The following is a 13,749-nucleotide window of genomic DNA, read 5'->3' on the forward strand; positions in this document are numbered from 1 at the left end:
TCAATTTGTGATCCGATTTTTTCCACGGCCCGTAACCCCACAGACCCAACCAGAGGAACAAAGCCCTATGTCATTCGATGCCGCGCCGGTCCGCCCCCGTCACATCGCCATTGTCGGCGCGGGGATCTCCGGTCTTGCCGCCGCCTATCTGCTGGCGCCCCACCACCGTGTCACCCTGATCGAGGCCGCGCCGCGCCTTGGCGGGCACGCGCGCACCGTCATGGCCGGAAAGCGCGGCGATCAGCCCGTGGACACCGGCTTCATCGTGTTCAACTATCCCACCTACCCGCATCTGACGGCGATGTTCGACGATCTTCAGGTGCCGGTGGAGACAAGCAACATGAGCTTCGGCGCCTCCATCGACAACGGGCGCGTCGAATACGCGCTGTTTTCGCTCAACGCGGTGATGGGCCAGAGGCGCAACATCGCGCGCCCGCAGTTCTACGGGCTGCTGCGCGACATCCTGCGGTTCAACACGCGGGCGGTGGCCGCGTCGGACGATCCGGCGCTGACCATCGGCGACCTGCTCGACAACCTGTCGCTCGGGGCGTGGTTCCGCAACTATTACCTGCTGCCGATCTGCGGCGCGATCTGGTCCACCCCGCCGGACGGCATCCTTGACTTTCCCGCCCGCTCTCTGGTGCAGTTCTTCCGCAACCATGCCCTGCTGGGCTGGTCCGATCAGCATCAGTGGTGGACCGTCTCGGGCGGCTCGGTCGAATATGTCCGGCGGCTGGAGGCGCGCCTGCGCCTGCTGGGCGCGGACATCCGCACCGCAAGCCCGGTGCGCGGGGTGGAGCGGCGCGCGGATGGCGTGACGGTCCACCTGCAGGGCCAGCCCGCCATCGAGGCCGACGAGGTGATCATGGCCACTCATTCCGACGACGCGCTGCGCCTGCTGGACCGGCCCACTGCACGCGAGGAATCGGTGCTCGGCGATCTGCGCTATCAGGACAATCAGGCGATCCTGCACCGCGACCCGAACCAGATGCCGCGCCGCCGCGCCTGCTGGTCAAGCTGGGTCTACCGCGCCGACCACTCCCGCCCTCAAAGCGCGATCGGCGTGACCTACTGGATGAACCGGCTTCAGAACATCCCCGAGGACGATCCGCATTTCGTCACCCTCAACCCGATCGACCCGGTGCCCGATCACCTGATCTACGATCAGACCACCTTCCGCCACCCGGTGTTCGACCATGCCGCCATCGCCGCGCAGGGGCGGCTTGCCGCGATGCAGGGCGACAACCGCACATGGTTCGCGGGCGCCTATACGCGGCACGGCTTTCACGAGGATGGCTTTGCCAGCGCGGTCAGCATCGCCGAGGCGATGGCCGCCACGCATCCCGTTATGCAGGCGGCCGAATGACCGCAGGGGCCGAACATATCCGGGGGCGGACATGGCACGGGCGGCGCGGGGCGATCGCCAACGCCTTTTCCTACGGCGTGGATTTCGTCCTGCTGGAGCCGGAGGCGCCCCGCCTGCCGGCGCTGCTGTCGCACAACCGCTTCAACCTCTGGGCCGTGCATGACCGCCACCATGGCGGCGCGCGCGGCGCGGGCGAGGGCGCGGCATGGGTGCGCCGGCAGCTTGCCGCCCACGGCCACCCCGACCCGGAAGAGGCGCGCATCGAACTGCTCACGCAACCAAGCTTTCTCGGCCTGCATTTCAACCCCGTCAGCTTCTGGCTCATCTGGCACGCGGGCGCGCTCAATGCCGTGATCGCGGAGGTGAACAACACCATGGGCGACAGGCACTCGTACTTCTGCGCGCGCCCCGGTTTCGCCCCCATCCGCCCGCGCGACGAGATCACCGCGACCAAGATCTTTCACGTCTCGCCGTTTCAGGACACGCGCGGCACCTACCGCTTTCATTTCCGCGTCACGGACCGGCGCATTGCCATCCGCATCGCGCTGGAGGATGGCGCGGGCGGCGTTCTGGCCACGCTGAACGGCGCGCGGCGGCCCGCGACCCCGCGCTCACTGCTGGGGGCGGCGCTGCGGCGGCCCATGGGCTCGGGGCGCGTGGTCGCGCTCATCCTCTGGCAGGCGCTCAAACTCTGGGCCAAGGGCGCGCGGTTTCGCCGTCGCCCCGCCCCCCCGGCAGAGGAGATCAGCTCATGACCCGCCTTGCCCTTTGCACGCTTTGCATGCTCATCGCCCTGCCGGCCACGGCGGCGGCGGAGCCGCTGGCCCCGCGCGGGGCGGCCACGGTGCGCGCGCTTGGTATTCCGCTCTACAAGGCCGAACTGTTCACCCGGGGCGGCGCGGCGTTTTCATGGCAGGCGCCCTTCGCGCTGCGCCTGACCTATCATCGCGGCTTCTCAACCCGCCAGCTCACCCGCGCCACCGCGCAGGAACTGCGCCGGATCGAAGGCCCCCGCGCCGATCAGGCGGCGCTCGTGACCAAGCTGGACGCATGTTTCACCGATGTGGCGCGCGGCGACCGGATCATCGCCCGCGCGGAGGCGCGCGACCGCGTGACGCTGCGCCGGGGCGACGCCGCCCCCTGCATCGTGGAGCATCCCGGCGCCGCGCGGCGCTTTCTCGGCATCTGGCTGTCAGAGCAGAGCCGCGATCCCGAACAGACCGCCCGCCTGCGGGGCGAGGGCTGAATGGGCTGGCGCATCTTCCTTTTCGCGGCGGTTCTCTCGGCGGCGGGCATCCCGCTTTATATCCACCTGCCGCTTTTCGCCCATCGCGAGCTTGGGCTGGGCTTCGAGGTGATCGGCCTGACCCTGCTGGCGCTGCGCGCGGTGGATTTCGTGCAAGACCCGCTTCTGGGCCGGCTGGTCGATGCCGCCCCCGATCATCAGCCGCATCTCGCCGCGCTGGCGCTTGGCACGATGGCGCTTGGCTTTGCGCTGCTGTTCGGGCTGCCGGTCCTTGCCGCCCCGCCCCTGCCGCCGCTTGTGTGGATGATCGCGACGCTGATCGTGATCTTCACCGGCTTTTCGCTCGGCATGATCCTGTTCTACGCGCAGGGCGTGACATGGGCCGAGGACATGGGCGGGCATTTCGGTGTCGCCGCATGGCGCGAGGCGGGGCTTCTGGCGGGCATCCTTCTGGCCACGCTCGCCCCCGCCGCCATCAGCGCGCTTTGGGGCCCGCAGGTGCAATACGGCGGCTATGGCCTGCTGCTGGCGGCGATCTGCCTTGTGGCGCTGCCCGTCGTGCGCCCGATCTGGCAGCGCGGGCGCCCCGGCGCGCTGCGCCCGGCCCTTGGCGCGCCCGCACGGCGGCTTCTGGGGCTGGCGCTGATCAATGCGCTGCCCCTTGGGCTGACCTCCACGCTGTTCCTGCTTTTCGTGGAATACCGGCTCGACATGCCCGACATGGCCGGGCTGTTCCTGCTGGTCTTCTTTGCCGCCGCCGGCCTGTCCGCCCCGCTCTGGGCCCGGCTGGGGGAACGGTTCGGCCCGCGCCGCGTGCTCTTCGGCTCCATGACGCTGGCCATCGTCAGCTTCGCTTGGGTGGCCACGCTCGGCCCCGGCGACGGGGCGGCCTTCGCGCTCATCTCGGCGGCCAGCGGTCTGGCGCTGGGGGCCGATTTCGTCATCCTTCCGGCGCTCTTCGCCGGGTTGATGGGGCGCGGCGGCGCGGGCGCGGGCTTCGGCTTGTGGTCGCTGGCGCAGAAACTGTCGCTGGCGCTGGCCGCCGGATCTCTGGTCTTTCTGGGGCTGGGCACCGGAACCACCACCGGTGCCGGTGCGCCCGCGCCCGCCGCGCTCACATGGGGGTATGCCGTTCTGCCCTGTCTTCTCAAACTCGTGGCGCTGGCGATGATCGTCCGGCTGCCCCACCCCGCAAAGGCCCCCGCATGAAACCCGTCCTGATCCTTCTCGTTCTTCTGGCGCTGGCCTATGTGGTCAAGCGCCAGACCCTCGGCTTTGCCGCGCAGCATCCGCGCGATTATGCTGGCACCACGCCCGTCTTCGATCTGCGCACCCACCTGAACGGCCCGATCCTGTCGGAGGGGATGATCTACGGCCCCACCGGGCGCGTCGCCTCGCGGTTCACCGCGAAGATGCACGGCTCATGGAACGGCGCGACCGGAACGCTGACCGAGGATTTCACCTATTCCACCGGCACCACGCAGGCCCGCGAATGGACCCTGACACCGGGCGAGGAGGGGCGCTTCACCGCCACCGCGCCCGATGTCATCGGCACCGGCACCGGGCAGGTCTCGGGCGCGACGATCCGCATGCACTACCGCATCCGGCTGCCGGCGGAGTCGGGGGGCCATGTGCTCTCCGTCACCGACTGGCTGTATCTCACTGAAAACGGGGTGATCATGAACCGATCCCAAATGCGCAAATTCGGCATCAAGGTGGCGGAGCTTGTCGCCACGCTGCGGCCCGCGCCATGACGCCGGGCGGGCAGACCATCTGGATCATCGGCGCGAGCGAGGGGCTGGGCGCGGCGCTGGCGCGCAAGCTGCACAGGCGCGGCGCGCGTCTGATCCTGTCGGCGCGCGGGGCCGAAAAGCTCGATGCGCTGGCTGCCGAACTGCCCGGCGCGCGGGCCCTGCCGCTCGACGTGACCGACGATGCCAGCCTCGCCGCCGCGTGGGAGAGAACCGGCCTCATCGACCAGGTCGTCTACAACGCGGGCACCTACGATCCGATGCGCGCGCAGGAGTGGGACGCGCCCTCGGTGCTGCGCATGGCCGACACGAATTTCACCGGGGCGCTGCGCGTGCTGGGCCATGTGCTGCCCTATTTCGTGGCGCGCGGCGCGGGGCGCATCACGCTTGTCGGCTCGCTCGCGGGGTTTCGCGGCCTGCCCGGCGCCATCGGCTACGGGGCGAGCAAATCGGCCCTGATGCATCTGGCCGAGAACCTGCATGTGGATCTGGCGGGCACGGGGGTTTCGGTGCGCCTTGCCAATCCCGGCTTCATCCGCACCCGCCTGACCGACAAGAACGACTTTGCCATGCCGCAGATCATGACCCCCGAGGCCGCCGCCGATCACGTCCTGCGCGCGATGACGGGGCGGCGCTTTTCCACCAGCTTCCCGCGCCCCTTCGCATGGCTGTTCCGGATATTTTCCATCCTGCCCGACGCGATCTACTTTCGCATCATGGGTCGCAGCAATTAGGATGGCCCCATGACCGACGCCCCCGTGATCCACTGGTTCCGGCAGGATCTGCGCCGTGCCGACAACCCCGCGCTCACCGACGCCGCAACATCCGGCCCGGTGGTGCCGGTCTATATCCTCGACGACATCCACCCCGGCGACTGGGCGATGGGCGGGGCCAGCCGCGCATGGCTGCACCGCTCGCTCACCGCGCTGAACGCAAGCCTTGGCGGGCGCCTTCAGGTTTTCGCGGGCGATCCCGAAACCCTCCTGCCCCGGCTGGCCCGCGATCTCGGCGCGCAGGGCGTCACATGGACCCGCGCCTATGAGCCTTGGCGCACCGCCCGCGACAGCCGCCTCAAATCGACGCTGCGTGCGCAAGGCCTCACGGTGCGAAGCCACCCCGGCGCCTTGCTGTGGGAGCCGATGGAGGTGGCCAAGCCCGACGGCACCCCCTACCGCGTCTTCACCCCCTTCTTCCGCAAGGGCTGCCGCGCCGCCGGTGCGCCCCGCGCGCCGCTGTCCGTGCCGACGATCACCTTCGCCGACGTGCCGAACGACACCACACTGGGCGATCTCGCCCTGCGGCCCCGCCCCCGCTGGGACCGCGCCGTTCTGGACGGCTGGACCCCCGGAGAGGCGGGCGCCCTCTCGCGGCTTGAGGCGTTTCTGGACACCGGCCTCGCCCACTACAAGACGGGGCGCGACTTTCCGGCGAAGCCCTATGTCTCGCGCCTCTCGCCGCACCTGCACTTCGGAGAGATCTCCCCCCATCAGGCATGGCACGCCGCGGGCAACCGCGCGATGGGCGCCAATACCGATCACTTCCAGTCCGAACTGGGCTGGCGCGAATTCTCGCACCACCTGCTCTATCACAACCCCGATTTGCCGGGGCGAAACCTGCAAGGCAAATTCGACGCCTTCCCTTGGCGCGAGGACGCCGCCGCGCTCGCCGCATGGCAACAGGGGCGCACCGGCGTTCCGATCGTCGATGCCGGGATGAGAGAGCTGTGGCAGACCGGCTACATGCACAACCGGGTGCGCATGATCACCGGCTCTTTTCTGGTCAAGAACCTCCTGCTGCACTGGCACCACGGAGAGCGGTGGTTCTGGGACACGCTGCTTGATGCCGATCTGGCCAACAACAGCGCCTCATGGCAATGGATCGCCGGAAGCGGCGCCGACGCAGCGCCCTATTTCCGCATTTTCAACCCGGTCACGCAGGGGCGAAAATTCGATGCCGCGGGCGCCTACACCCGCCGCTTCGTGCCCGAACTGGCGGAGCTGCCCGACAAGCACCTCTTCGCCCCATGGGAGGCGCCCGCCCCCGTGCTGCGGGAGGCGGGCGTGCGGCTGGGAGAGAGCTACCCCGCCCCGATCGTCGATCTGCGCGGCTCGCGGCAACGCGCGCTCGACGCCTTCTCGTCGATCTCGGGCTGACCGGACCGCCCGGCGCGGACAAGACGCCCGAGCCGCGCATCGCCGTGCCGGGGGGCGGCCCGTCGATGCGCGGCGGCCTTCGGCCTTGATCCCGCGCGGCGGACAGGGGCGGAACATGCGGCACCCGCGTCACATTTATCGCTAACACCGCGCGGGGCGGCGGCAATCGGCCTTCCCCCCCACGCGTATCGCGTCTATACCCCGCGCGAATTCGCCACAAAAGGATATGCCATGACCGTCACCGTCGGGATCAACGGGTTTGGCCGCATCGGCCGCTGCACCCTGCTGCACATCGCCGAGGCCGCGCGCGACGATGTGAAGGTCGTCAAGATCAACGCCACCGGCCCGCTGGACACCGCCGCGCATCTGCTGCGCTACGATTCCGTGCACGGCCGCTTTCGCGGAGAGGTGACGACAGGCGACGGCACGATGGATCTCGGACAGGGCGAAATGCAGGTCTTCTCCACCTACGAGTTGTCGGAACTGGACTGGTCCGGCGTCGATGTGGTGCTCGAATGCACGGGCAAGTTCAACGACGGCGACAAGGCGCGCGCGCATCTGGATCAGGGCGCGAAAAAGGTGCTGATCTCCGCGCCCGCGAAAAACGTGGACCGCACCATCGTGTTCGGCGTGAACGATGGCGCGCTCACCGCCGGTGACACGATGATCTCCAACGGCTCGTGCACCACCAACTGCCTCGCGCCGGTGGCCCGCGTGCTACATGACGCCTTTGGCATCGAGTCGGGCATCATGACCACGATCCACGCCTATACCGGCGATCAGCCGACCCACGACCGCCGGCACAAGGATCTCTACCGCGCCCGCGCCGCCGCCATGTCGATGATCCCGACCTCGACCGGCGCCGCACGGGCCTTGGGCGAGGTGATGCCGGAACTGAAGGGCAAGCTCGACGGCTCCGCCGTGCGCGTGCCCACGCCCAATGTTTCCGCCGTGGACCTGACCTTCGTGGCCGGCCGCGAGGTAAGCGCAGAGGCCGTGAACACCGCGATGGCGCAGGCCGCCGCCGGCCGGCTCCGGGGCATCCTCGGTTATACCGAGGAGCCGCTGGTGTCGGTCGATTTCAACCACACCACCGAAAGCGCCACCTTCGCCGCCGATCAGACCAAGGTTCTGGGCGGGCGGCTGGTGCGCGTGCTGGCATGGTATGACAACGAATGGGGCTTTTCCGCGCGCATGGCCGATGTGGCCGCGAAGATGGGCCGTCTTTGACGCAGGGGACATTCCCCCGCGCCGCTTGCGCGTCTCATGCCGCTCGGGCATACCAAGGGCGAGGATTTGCGAGAAGGCGCGCCCCATGACCAATCCGATCTCGGTTGCCCTGGTACTTTTGATCTTCGGCGGGCTGATCGCCGACATGTACTGGGCAGATGGCCAGACCGCCCTTCTGATCGCCCGGAAATTCGTCGCCCTTGTCGAATGGGTCGCCTTCTGGCGCTAGGCGCAGCTCGTCTTTTCGGGCCAAATACCTCGGGCGAGTCGCCGCCATGCGGCGACGGGGGCAGCGCCCCCTGCCCCCGGCTTCACCAAATCTTAACGCATCGTTCGCGCCGTTAACGACGCCGATCCGGCGCATCGCCACCGACGCGATACCGACGAAATACCGACGTTTTACCGACACGGGTTTTGGAGCGTTAACAAGAGCTTGAGGTGAGTCGTCCGATCCGGCCCATCCCCACCGCACGCCGCCTTAGTCTTTGGCGGTCCACGGCCCGTGATGCGGCCCCGGCGCATCGATCCGTTCGAACCCGTGATGGCCGAAGAAATCGCGCTGCGCCTGGATCAGGTTGGCGCTGCCGCGCGCCTGCCGCATGCTGTCATACCACGCCAGCGCCGCCGCCAGCGCCGGCACCGGCCAGCCGCCCGCCACCCCGGCGCCCACCACCGCGCGCAGCGCCGGAACCGTCCGCGCCAGCGTCACATCCAGCCCCGGACCCAGCAGTAGCGGCGCGCCCTCCGGCACCGCCCGCAGCGCCTCCGCCAACTCATCGAGAAGCGCGGAGCGGATGATGCAGCCGGCCCGCCAGATCTCCGCGATCCGGGGCAGATCGAGGGCCCAGCCGAACGCGCCCGACGCCGCGCGCAAAAGCTCAAACCCCTGAAGATGCGCCAAAATCCGGGCCGCGCGCAGCCCCTCTTCAAGCGCGGGGCTGGCCGGGATCGCCACATCGCGCGCACCCGCCGGAATGGCCCCCGCGACCGCCGTGCGCGCCGCGTGCTGCGACGACCACACCCGCGCGTCCACCGCAGCGGCGATGGTGCTGGGCGCCTGCCCGAGCTTCAGCGCCTCGATCATCGTCCAGCGCCCGGTGCCCTTCTGCGCCGCCCTGTCGCGGATCGCATCGACCACCGGCGCGCCGGTGCCCGCATCCCGCGCCTTGAGCACCGCCGCCGTCACCTCGATCAGGAAGGACCGAAGCGGCCCCGCGTTCCAGCCAGAGAAGAGCGCCCCGATCCTGCCGGCCTCCCATCCCGCGCCATCGCGCAGCAGGCCATAGATCTCCGCGATCATCTGCATGTCGGCGTATTCGATGCCGTTGTGCACGGTCTTGACGAAATGCCCCGCCCCGCCGGGGCCAAGATGGGCCACGCAGGGATCGCCCCGATACCGCGCCGCGATCGCCTCGGCCATCGGGCGCAGCCGGTCCCAGCTTTCGGCGCTTCCGCCGAACATCATCGAGGGGCCGTGGCGCGCGCCCTCTTCCCCGCCGGAGATGCCAAGCCCCACGAAATGCAGGCTTTTTTCCGCCAGCGCCCGCGCCCGCCGCTCGGTGTCGTTGAAGTCGGCGTTGCCCGCGTCGATGATCGTATCGCCCGGCGACAGAAGCGGGGTCACCTGCGCGATCATCTCGTCCAGCGGCGTGCCGGAGGGGATCATGAACAGCACCACCCGGGGCGGCGTTAGAGCGGCGATGAACGCCTCCAGCCCCTCGCGCGGCACGATCCGCTCGGCCAGCGGCCCGGCTCCGGCGACAAAGGGCGCGATCCAGTCGGCTTCGCGGTTGCTCACCGCGACGCGAAACCCCTTCTCCGCGAGGTTGAGCGACAGCGCGCCGCCCATCGTGCCCAGCCCGTAAACCCCGATATCCGCCTGCATCCCCGGCCCCGCATCTTGTCGTGTTTTGTCCGAGACTGCGCCAGAACGCCCCGACGGTGCAAGGGTCAGGCCCGGCGCCGTCGGTCAGAAGCGGTCGAGCAGCCGCCGGAGATACTCGCGCTCTTCTTCGGGGCGGTCGCTTTCCCCGGCGCGGCGGCGGATCTCGTCGAGCAGATCGCGCGCCCGGCGATAGACATCCTCGCCCTGAAGAAGCTCATCCTCGCTCCCCGAAAGGCCCCGGCTGCCGGGATTGCGGCCAAGCGGGTCGCGCGCCTGCCCGCCATCGGCGTCGGCTGTGCCCTGCTGGCCCTGCCCGCCGTTCTGTTGCTGCTGCGCCAGCGCCTCGTCAAGGTTGCGCATCCCCTCGCGCAGCGCCTCCATGGCTTCGGCCTGCCGGTCGATCGCCTCGGCCAGATCGTCCCCGCGCAACGCCTCCTCGGCGCCCTCCATCGCGCGGCCCGCCCGGTCGAGCGACTCGCGCGCGGCATCGCCTTCCTGTGTGCCCGCGCCGGGCATGTTGCCGCGCTGACGCTCCAACTCCCGGCGCAGCGCCTCCTGCCGGTCGGCAAGCGCGCCCTCGTCCGGCTCGGCCCCTTGCTGGCCCTCGGCGCCCTGCTGGCCCTCTTGCCCCTCCCCCTCGCCAGATCCGGTGCCGTCATGCGACTGCCCGCGCCCGTCGCCGCCGCTGCGGCCCTCGTTGCCCTGCGACTGGCCGCTTTGCGCATTGGGGTTGAACTGTTCCTGAAGATCGCGGAACGCCTCGTCCGAAAGCCCCTGCTGCTCGCGCAGGGTATCGGCAAGCCCCTCCATCGCCTCCTGTCCCGGCGACTGCTGACCCTGCGCGCCGCCCTCGGCGATCTGCATGTTGTCGAGAAGTTGCTGCAATTCCTCCAGCGCCTGCTGCGCCTCGGCCATGCGGCCCTGTTCCATCAGCTCCTGAATCCGGTCCATCATCCGTTGCAGGTCATTCTGGTTGAGCTGCATGGCGTTCTCGGAGAGTTGCCGCTCGCCGTCCTCGCCGTCGCGCTCCTCGCGGTCGCGGCGGGCCAGTTCGCGCATGTAATCCTGCGTCGCCTCGCGCAGGTCCTGCATCAGGCGGGCAATCTCCTCGTCGCTGGCACCGTTCTTCATCGCCTCCGAAAGCCGATCCTGCGCCCGGCGCAGCCGCTCCAGCGCGTCGCCCAGATCCCCCTCTTCGAGCAGGATCGCCAGATCCCAGAGGGCGGCGGCAATCTCGTCGCGCTGCGCGCGGCTCAGGTCATGCGCGGCGTAATTCTCTAGTCGCCGCAGGATCACGCGCAGCCGAAGATAAGAGGTTTCGCTGCGGAAAAGCCCCTCTTCGGGGCGATGGGATATGGCGCGCAGGATCTGCGACACGCGGCCTGCATTCTCCCGCGACCACAGAAGATCGCGCCGCATTTCCGCCACCGCCGCCGCCGCCGGATCGAAGAACCGCCGCGCCGGAAGATCGAACCGCGCCACCGCCGCCGCGCCCGTCTGCCCGGCCGCGTCCTCGGCCCGAAGCGTCACCTCGACCGGCAGATGCGCCCATGGGTGCTGCGAGAAATCCTCGATCAGCACCTCCTCGAACTCGGCCCTGTCGCCGGTGATGGGCAGCGGGATTTCGGCGGTGATGTCCTCACGCGGCTCCGGCTCGGCGCGCAGCCCGTGTCGCCGCTCCACCGCGCCCAGATCAAGGGATATGACCGCCTCGCCCCCCGTCACCGCGTAGTCGTCCCGCGCGGCGAACGGCAGGCTCATCTCGCCGCGCCCGGATGTCTCGGGCGGGCCGGTGATCTCCACCTGCGGGGCGCGATCGGGGATCACCGCGATCTGCCACTCCCGCCCGCCGGGTCCGATCAGTTGCACCTCGCCGTCGCTGGCCACCGTGAAATCCTGCACCGGCGCGCTCGCCGGGGGCAATTCGCCCACCCGGTCCGAGACGGTTTCCGACACGCTCAGCGCGCCGGCCTCGCCATAAAGGCGGATCGTCACCTGCGTGCCCACCGGAAGCTCCAGCGTGCCTTCGGGCTGATCGTTGAGGTATCGGGTCGGAAGCCCGGTATAGGCGGGCGGCTCCAGCCACCCTTCCCAGACAGGACCGGCCGCCTGCGCCGCGCCGCCCGGTGCCATGCCGGCCACCGTGCCCACGCGGTTGACGGACCCGAACAATAGCGCCACCAGAAGAGCCAGCAGCGCCATGTGCCGAAGTCCGAAGGGATCGAGCCGGGAAATCCGCAGGTCCGGCGAAACCGGGCGCGCAGCGCGCGCCCGCGCCGCCATGCGCGCCTGATGCACCTGCCACAGGCGGCGGGCCGGGTCGTCCTGTGCCCGCATCGCCGGTTGATCGCTCAGGGTCTGAAGCGGTCGCCCCGGCAATGTGGCGTCAAGCCGCGCCAGCGCCTCGGCGCGTGTCGGCCAGCGCAGCCCGCGCACCCCGCGCCAGAGAAACCACAGCCCCGCGCCCAGTGACAGCACCGCCGCGCCCCAGACAACCTCCACGCTCAACGTGTCGTGCAGGCCCAGCATCAGCGCCGCCGCGATCACCAGCAGCAGCGACCAAAGCGGCCAGAACCCGCGCGTCAGACGCTCTGACAGCATACCGGCCCGCGTCAAGCCGATCACCCAGCCAAGGCGCTTGAGAGTGGTCTCGGGGCTGCGCTCGGAAATGGCGGTGCTCCCCATCGGTCGGTCAGGCGGCGGGATTGCCACCGATCCATGGTGGAATGGTATCGCGTTTTATCATTTCGTCAAAGGTCGGACGTCGGCGGATAACCGCGAATTGATCGCCCTGCACCATCACCTCTGGGATCATCGGGCGGGCGTTGTATTCGCTCGCCATCACCGCGCCGTATGCCCCCGCCGACCGGAACGCCAGAAGATCGCCCGGCCCGACCGGGGGCATGGCGCGCGCGCGGGCAAAGGTGTCGCCGGTCTCGCAGACCGGGCCCACGATGTCATAGGGGCGGCTCTCGGCGCCCGGCGCGGGCTCAATCACCGGCACGATATCGTGATAGGCGTCATACATCGCCGGGCGGATCAGGTCGTTCATCGCCGCGTCCACGATCAGGAAGTCGCGCCCCTCGCCCTCTTTGACATAGATCACCTGCGTGACCATGATCCCGGCGTTGCCCGCGATCAGGCGGCCCGGCTCGATCTCGATCTGCGCGCCCAGATGGCCAAGCTCCTCGCGGATCATCGCACCGTATTCCACCGGCAGGGGCGGCGCGCTGTTGGACCGCTCATAGGGGATGCCCAGCCCGCCCCCCAGATCGAGCCGCGAAATCTCGTGCCCGTCGGCGCGAAGCTGCCCGGTCAGCTCGGCCACCTTGCGATAGGCCGCCCGGAACGGCGCCAGATCGGTGAGCTGGCTGCCGATATGCACGTCAATCCCCACCACCTTCACCCCCTGAAGGCTGGCGGCATGGGCATAGACCGCCCGCGCCCGCGCGATCGGGATGCCGAACTTGTTTTCCGACTTGCCGGTGGCGATCTTGGCGTGGGTTTTCGCATCCACATCCGGGTTCACCCGAAGCGTCACCGGCGCGATCACGCCCATCTGCCGCGCCACGGCGTCGATCTCGGCCAGCTCCGGCTCGCTCTCGACATTGAACTGCCGCAGGCCGCCCGCAAGCGCCGTGGCGATCTCCTCGCGCGTCTTGCCGACACCGGAAAAGACGATTCTTTCGCCCGGCACGCCAGCGGCCTTGGCGCGGGCGTATTCGCCGCCCGACACCACGTCCATCCCCGCACCCAGCCCCGCCAGAAGCGTCAGGATCGCCTGATTGGACGCCGCCTTCATCGCGTAGCAGACAAGGTGATCCACCCCCTCCAGCGCCTCGTCGAAAAGCCGGAAATGCCGGGTCAGCGTCGCGGCGGAATAAAGGTAGAAGGGCGTGCCCACTGCCGCCGCGATCTCGGCCACCGGCACATCCTCGGCGTGAAGCGCGCCGTCGCGGTAAAGAAAATGATCCATGCGCCACTCCTGCCTGCGTATCGCGCCCTCATACAAAGCCGCCCGGCCCCGCGCAACGCCCCGTGATGGCGCGGCTGAAATAACGCCGCGCTCTCACATTCGCGTGAACACGTCTCGCGTCCGCTGAAACCACCCTACACTT

12 protein-coding genes are annotated in these 13,749 nt (G+C 69.2%); 9 read left to right on the forward strand and 3 right to left on the reverse strand.

Going from position 1 to position 13,749, the window contains the following annotated elements:
- Positions 1–67 precede the first annotated feature (67 nt).
- From BMW66_RS02830 to BMW66_RS20265, 9 genes are all read left to right on the forward strand, one after another.
- Positions 68–1,366: an NAD(P)/FAD-dependent oxidoreductase gene (locus BMW66_RS02830; RefSeq protein WP_093115177.1), complete on the forward strand. Its 1,299-nt coding sequence runs from the start codon at positions 68–70 to the stop codon at positions 1,364–1,366.
- A complete protein-coding gene (locus tag BMW66_RS02835) occupies positions 1,363–2,121 on the forward strand; it encodes a DUF1365 domain-containing protein (protein ID WP_093115179.1) in 759 nt (252 codons plus the stop codon). Before BMW66_RS02830 ends, BMW66_RS02835 begins: the two co-directional genes overlap by 4 nt.
- Positions 2,118–2,612 carry a hypothetical protein gene (locus tag BMW66_RS02840; RefSeq protein WP_093115181.1) on the forward strand — a complete coding sequence of 165 codons (495 nt, stop codon included), beginning with the start codon at positions 2,118–2,120 and terminating at the stop codon, positions 2,610–2,612. Before BMW66_RS02835 ends, BMW66_RS02840 begins: the two co-directional genes overlap by 4 nt.
- Entirely contained in the window at positions 2,613–3,821 is a 1,209-nt protein-coding gene (locus BMW66_RS02845; protein WP_093115183.1) for an MFS transporter, read from the forward strand. It begins immediately after the preceding gene.
- The gene (locus BMW66_RS02850) at positions 3,818–4,366 is read left to right on the forward strand and encodes a DUF3833 domain-containing protein (RefSeq protein WP_093115185.1); all 549 of its coding nucleotides are present in this window, start codon (positions 3,818–3,820) and stop codon (positions 4,364–4,366) included. Before BMW66_RS02845 ends, BMW66_RS02850 begins: the two co-directional genes overlap by 4 nt.
- Positions 4,363–5,097, forward strand: a complete 735-nt coding sequence (locus BMW66_RS02855) for an SDR family NAD(P)-dependent oxidoreductase (protein ID WP_093115187.1) — start codon at positions 4,363–4,365, stop codon at positions 5,095–5,097. Before BMW66_RS02850 ends, BMW66_RS02855 begins: the two co-directional genes overlap by 4 nt.
- A 9-nt stretch (positions 5,098–5,106) precedes the next feature.
- A complete protein-coding gene (locus BMW66_RS02860) occupies positions 5,107–6,516 on the forward strand; it encodes a cryptochrome/photolyase family protein (RefSeq protein ID WP_093115189.1) in 1,410 nt (469 codons plus the stop codon).
- Between the two features lie 231 nt (positions 6,517–6,747).
- Positions 6,748–7,746 (forward strand): type I glyceraldehyde-3-phosphate dehydrogenase, encoded by a 999-nt coding sequence (gap, locus tag BMW66_RS02865; RefSeq protein ID WP_093115191.1) that lies wholly within the window; start codon positions 6,748–6,750, stop codon positions 7,744–7,746.
- Between the two features lie 85 nt (positions 7,747–7,831).
- Complete coding sequence (locus BMW66_RS20265; RefSeq protein WP_175483146.1) at positions 7,832–7,975, forward strand: hypothetical protein; 144 nt, start codon at positions 7,832–7,834, stop codon at positions 7,973–7,975.
- A gap of 249 nt (positions 7,976–8,224) precedes the next feature.
- Here BMW66_RS20265 and gndA read toward each other — a convergent pair whose 3' ends face one another.
- The 3 genes from gndA to lysA form a co-directional block, all read right to left on the reverse strand.
- The gene (gene gndA / locus BMW66_RS02870) at positions 8,225–9,631 is read right to left on the reverse strand and encodes an NADP-dependent phosphogluconate dehydrogenase (protein ID WP_093115193.1); all 1,407 of its coding nucleotides are present in this window, start codon (positions 9,629–9,631) and stop codon (positions 8,225–8,227) included.
- Positions 9,632–9,715: 84 nt separating this feature from the next.
- On the reverse strand, positions 9,716–12,316 hold the full coding sequence (locus BMW66_RS02875; protein ID WP_093115195.1) for a TIGR02302 family protein: 2,601 nt from the start codon (positions 12,314–12,316) through the stop codon (positions 9,716–9,718).
- Between the two features lie 7 nt (positions 12,317–12,323).
- Positions 12,324–13,607 carry a diaminopimelate decarboxylase gene (lysA, locus tag BMW66_RS02880; protein ID WP_093115197.1) on the reverse strand — a complete coding sequence of 428 codons (1,284 nt, stop codon included), beginning with the start codon at positions 13,605–13,607 and terminating at the stop codon, positions 12,324–12,326.
- Positions 13,608–13,749 lie beyond the last annotated feature (142 nt).

It is taken from the genome of Salinihabitans flavidus (assembly GCF_900110425.1).
GTDB classification, from domain to species: domain Bacteria; phylum Pseudomonadota; class Alphaproteobacteria; order Rhodobacterales; family Rhodobacteraceae; genus Salinihabitans; species Salinihabitans flavidus.

Bases quoted from the DNA above. Each gene is read 5' to 3' on its own strand.
- gap (WP_093115191.1), top strand. From the start codon at position 6,748: ATGACCGTCACCGTCGGGATCAACGGGTTTGGCCGCATCGGCCGCTGC.
- lysA (WP_093115197.1), bottom strand. From the start codon at position 13,607: ATGGATCATTTTCTTTACCGCGACGGCGCGCTTCACGCCGAGGATGTG.
- BMW66_RS02850 (WP_093115185.1), top strand. From the start codon at position 3,818: ATGAAACCCGTCCTGATCCTTCTCGTTCTTCTGGCGCTGGCCTATGTG.
- BMW66_RS02860 (WP_093115189.1), top strand. From the start codon at position 5,107: ATGACCGACGCCCCCGTGATCCACTGGTTCCGGCAGGATCTGCGCCGT.
- BMW66_RS02855 (WP_093115187.1), top strand. From the start codon at position 4,363: ATGACGCCGGGCGGGCAGACCATCTGGATCATCGGCGCGAGCGAGGGG.
- gndA (WP_093115193.1), bottom strand. From the start codon at position 9,631: ATGCAGGCGGATATCGGGGTTTACGGGCTGGGCACGATGGGCGGCGCG.
- BMW66_RS02835 (WP_093115179.1), top strand. From the start codon at position 1,363: ATGACCGCAGGGGCCGAACATATCCGGGGGCGGACATGGCACGGGCGG.
- BMW66_RS02840 (WP_093115181.1), top strand. From the start codon at position 2,118: ATGACCCGCCTTGCCCTTTGCACGCTTTGCATGCTCATCGCCCTGCCG.
- BMW66_RS02875 (WP_093115195.1), bottom strand. From the start codon at position 12,316: ATGGGGAGCACCGCCATTTCCGAGCGCAGCCCCGAGACCACTCTCAAG.
- BMW66_RS02845 (WP_093115183.1), top strand. From the start codon at position 2,613: ATGGGCTGGCGCATCTTCCTTTTCGCGGCGGTTCTCTCGGCGGCGGGC.
- BMW66_RS02830 (WP_093115177.1), top strand. From the start codon at position 68: ATGTCATTCGATGCCGCGCCGGTCCGCCCCCGTCACATCGCCATTGTC.
- BMW66_RS20265 (WP_175483146.1), top strand. From the start codon at position 7,832: ATGACCAATCCGATCTCGGTTGCCCTGGTACTTTTGATCTTCGGCGGG.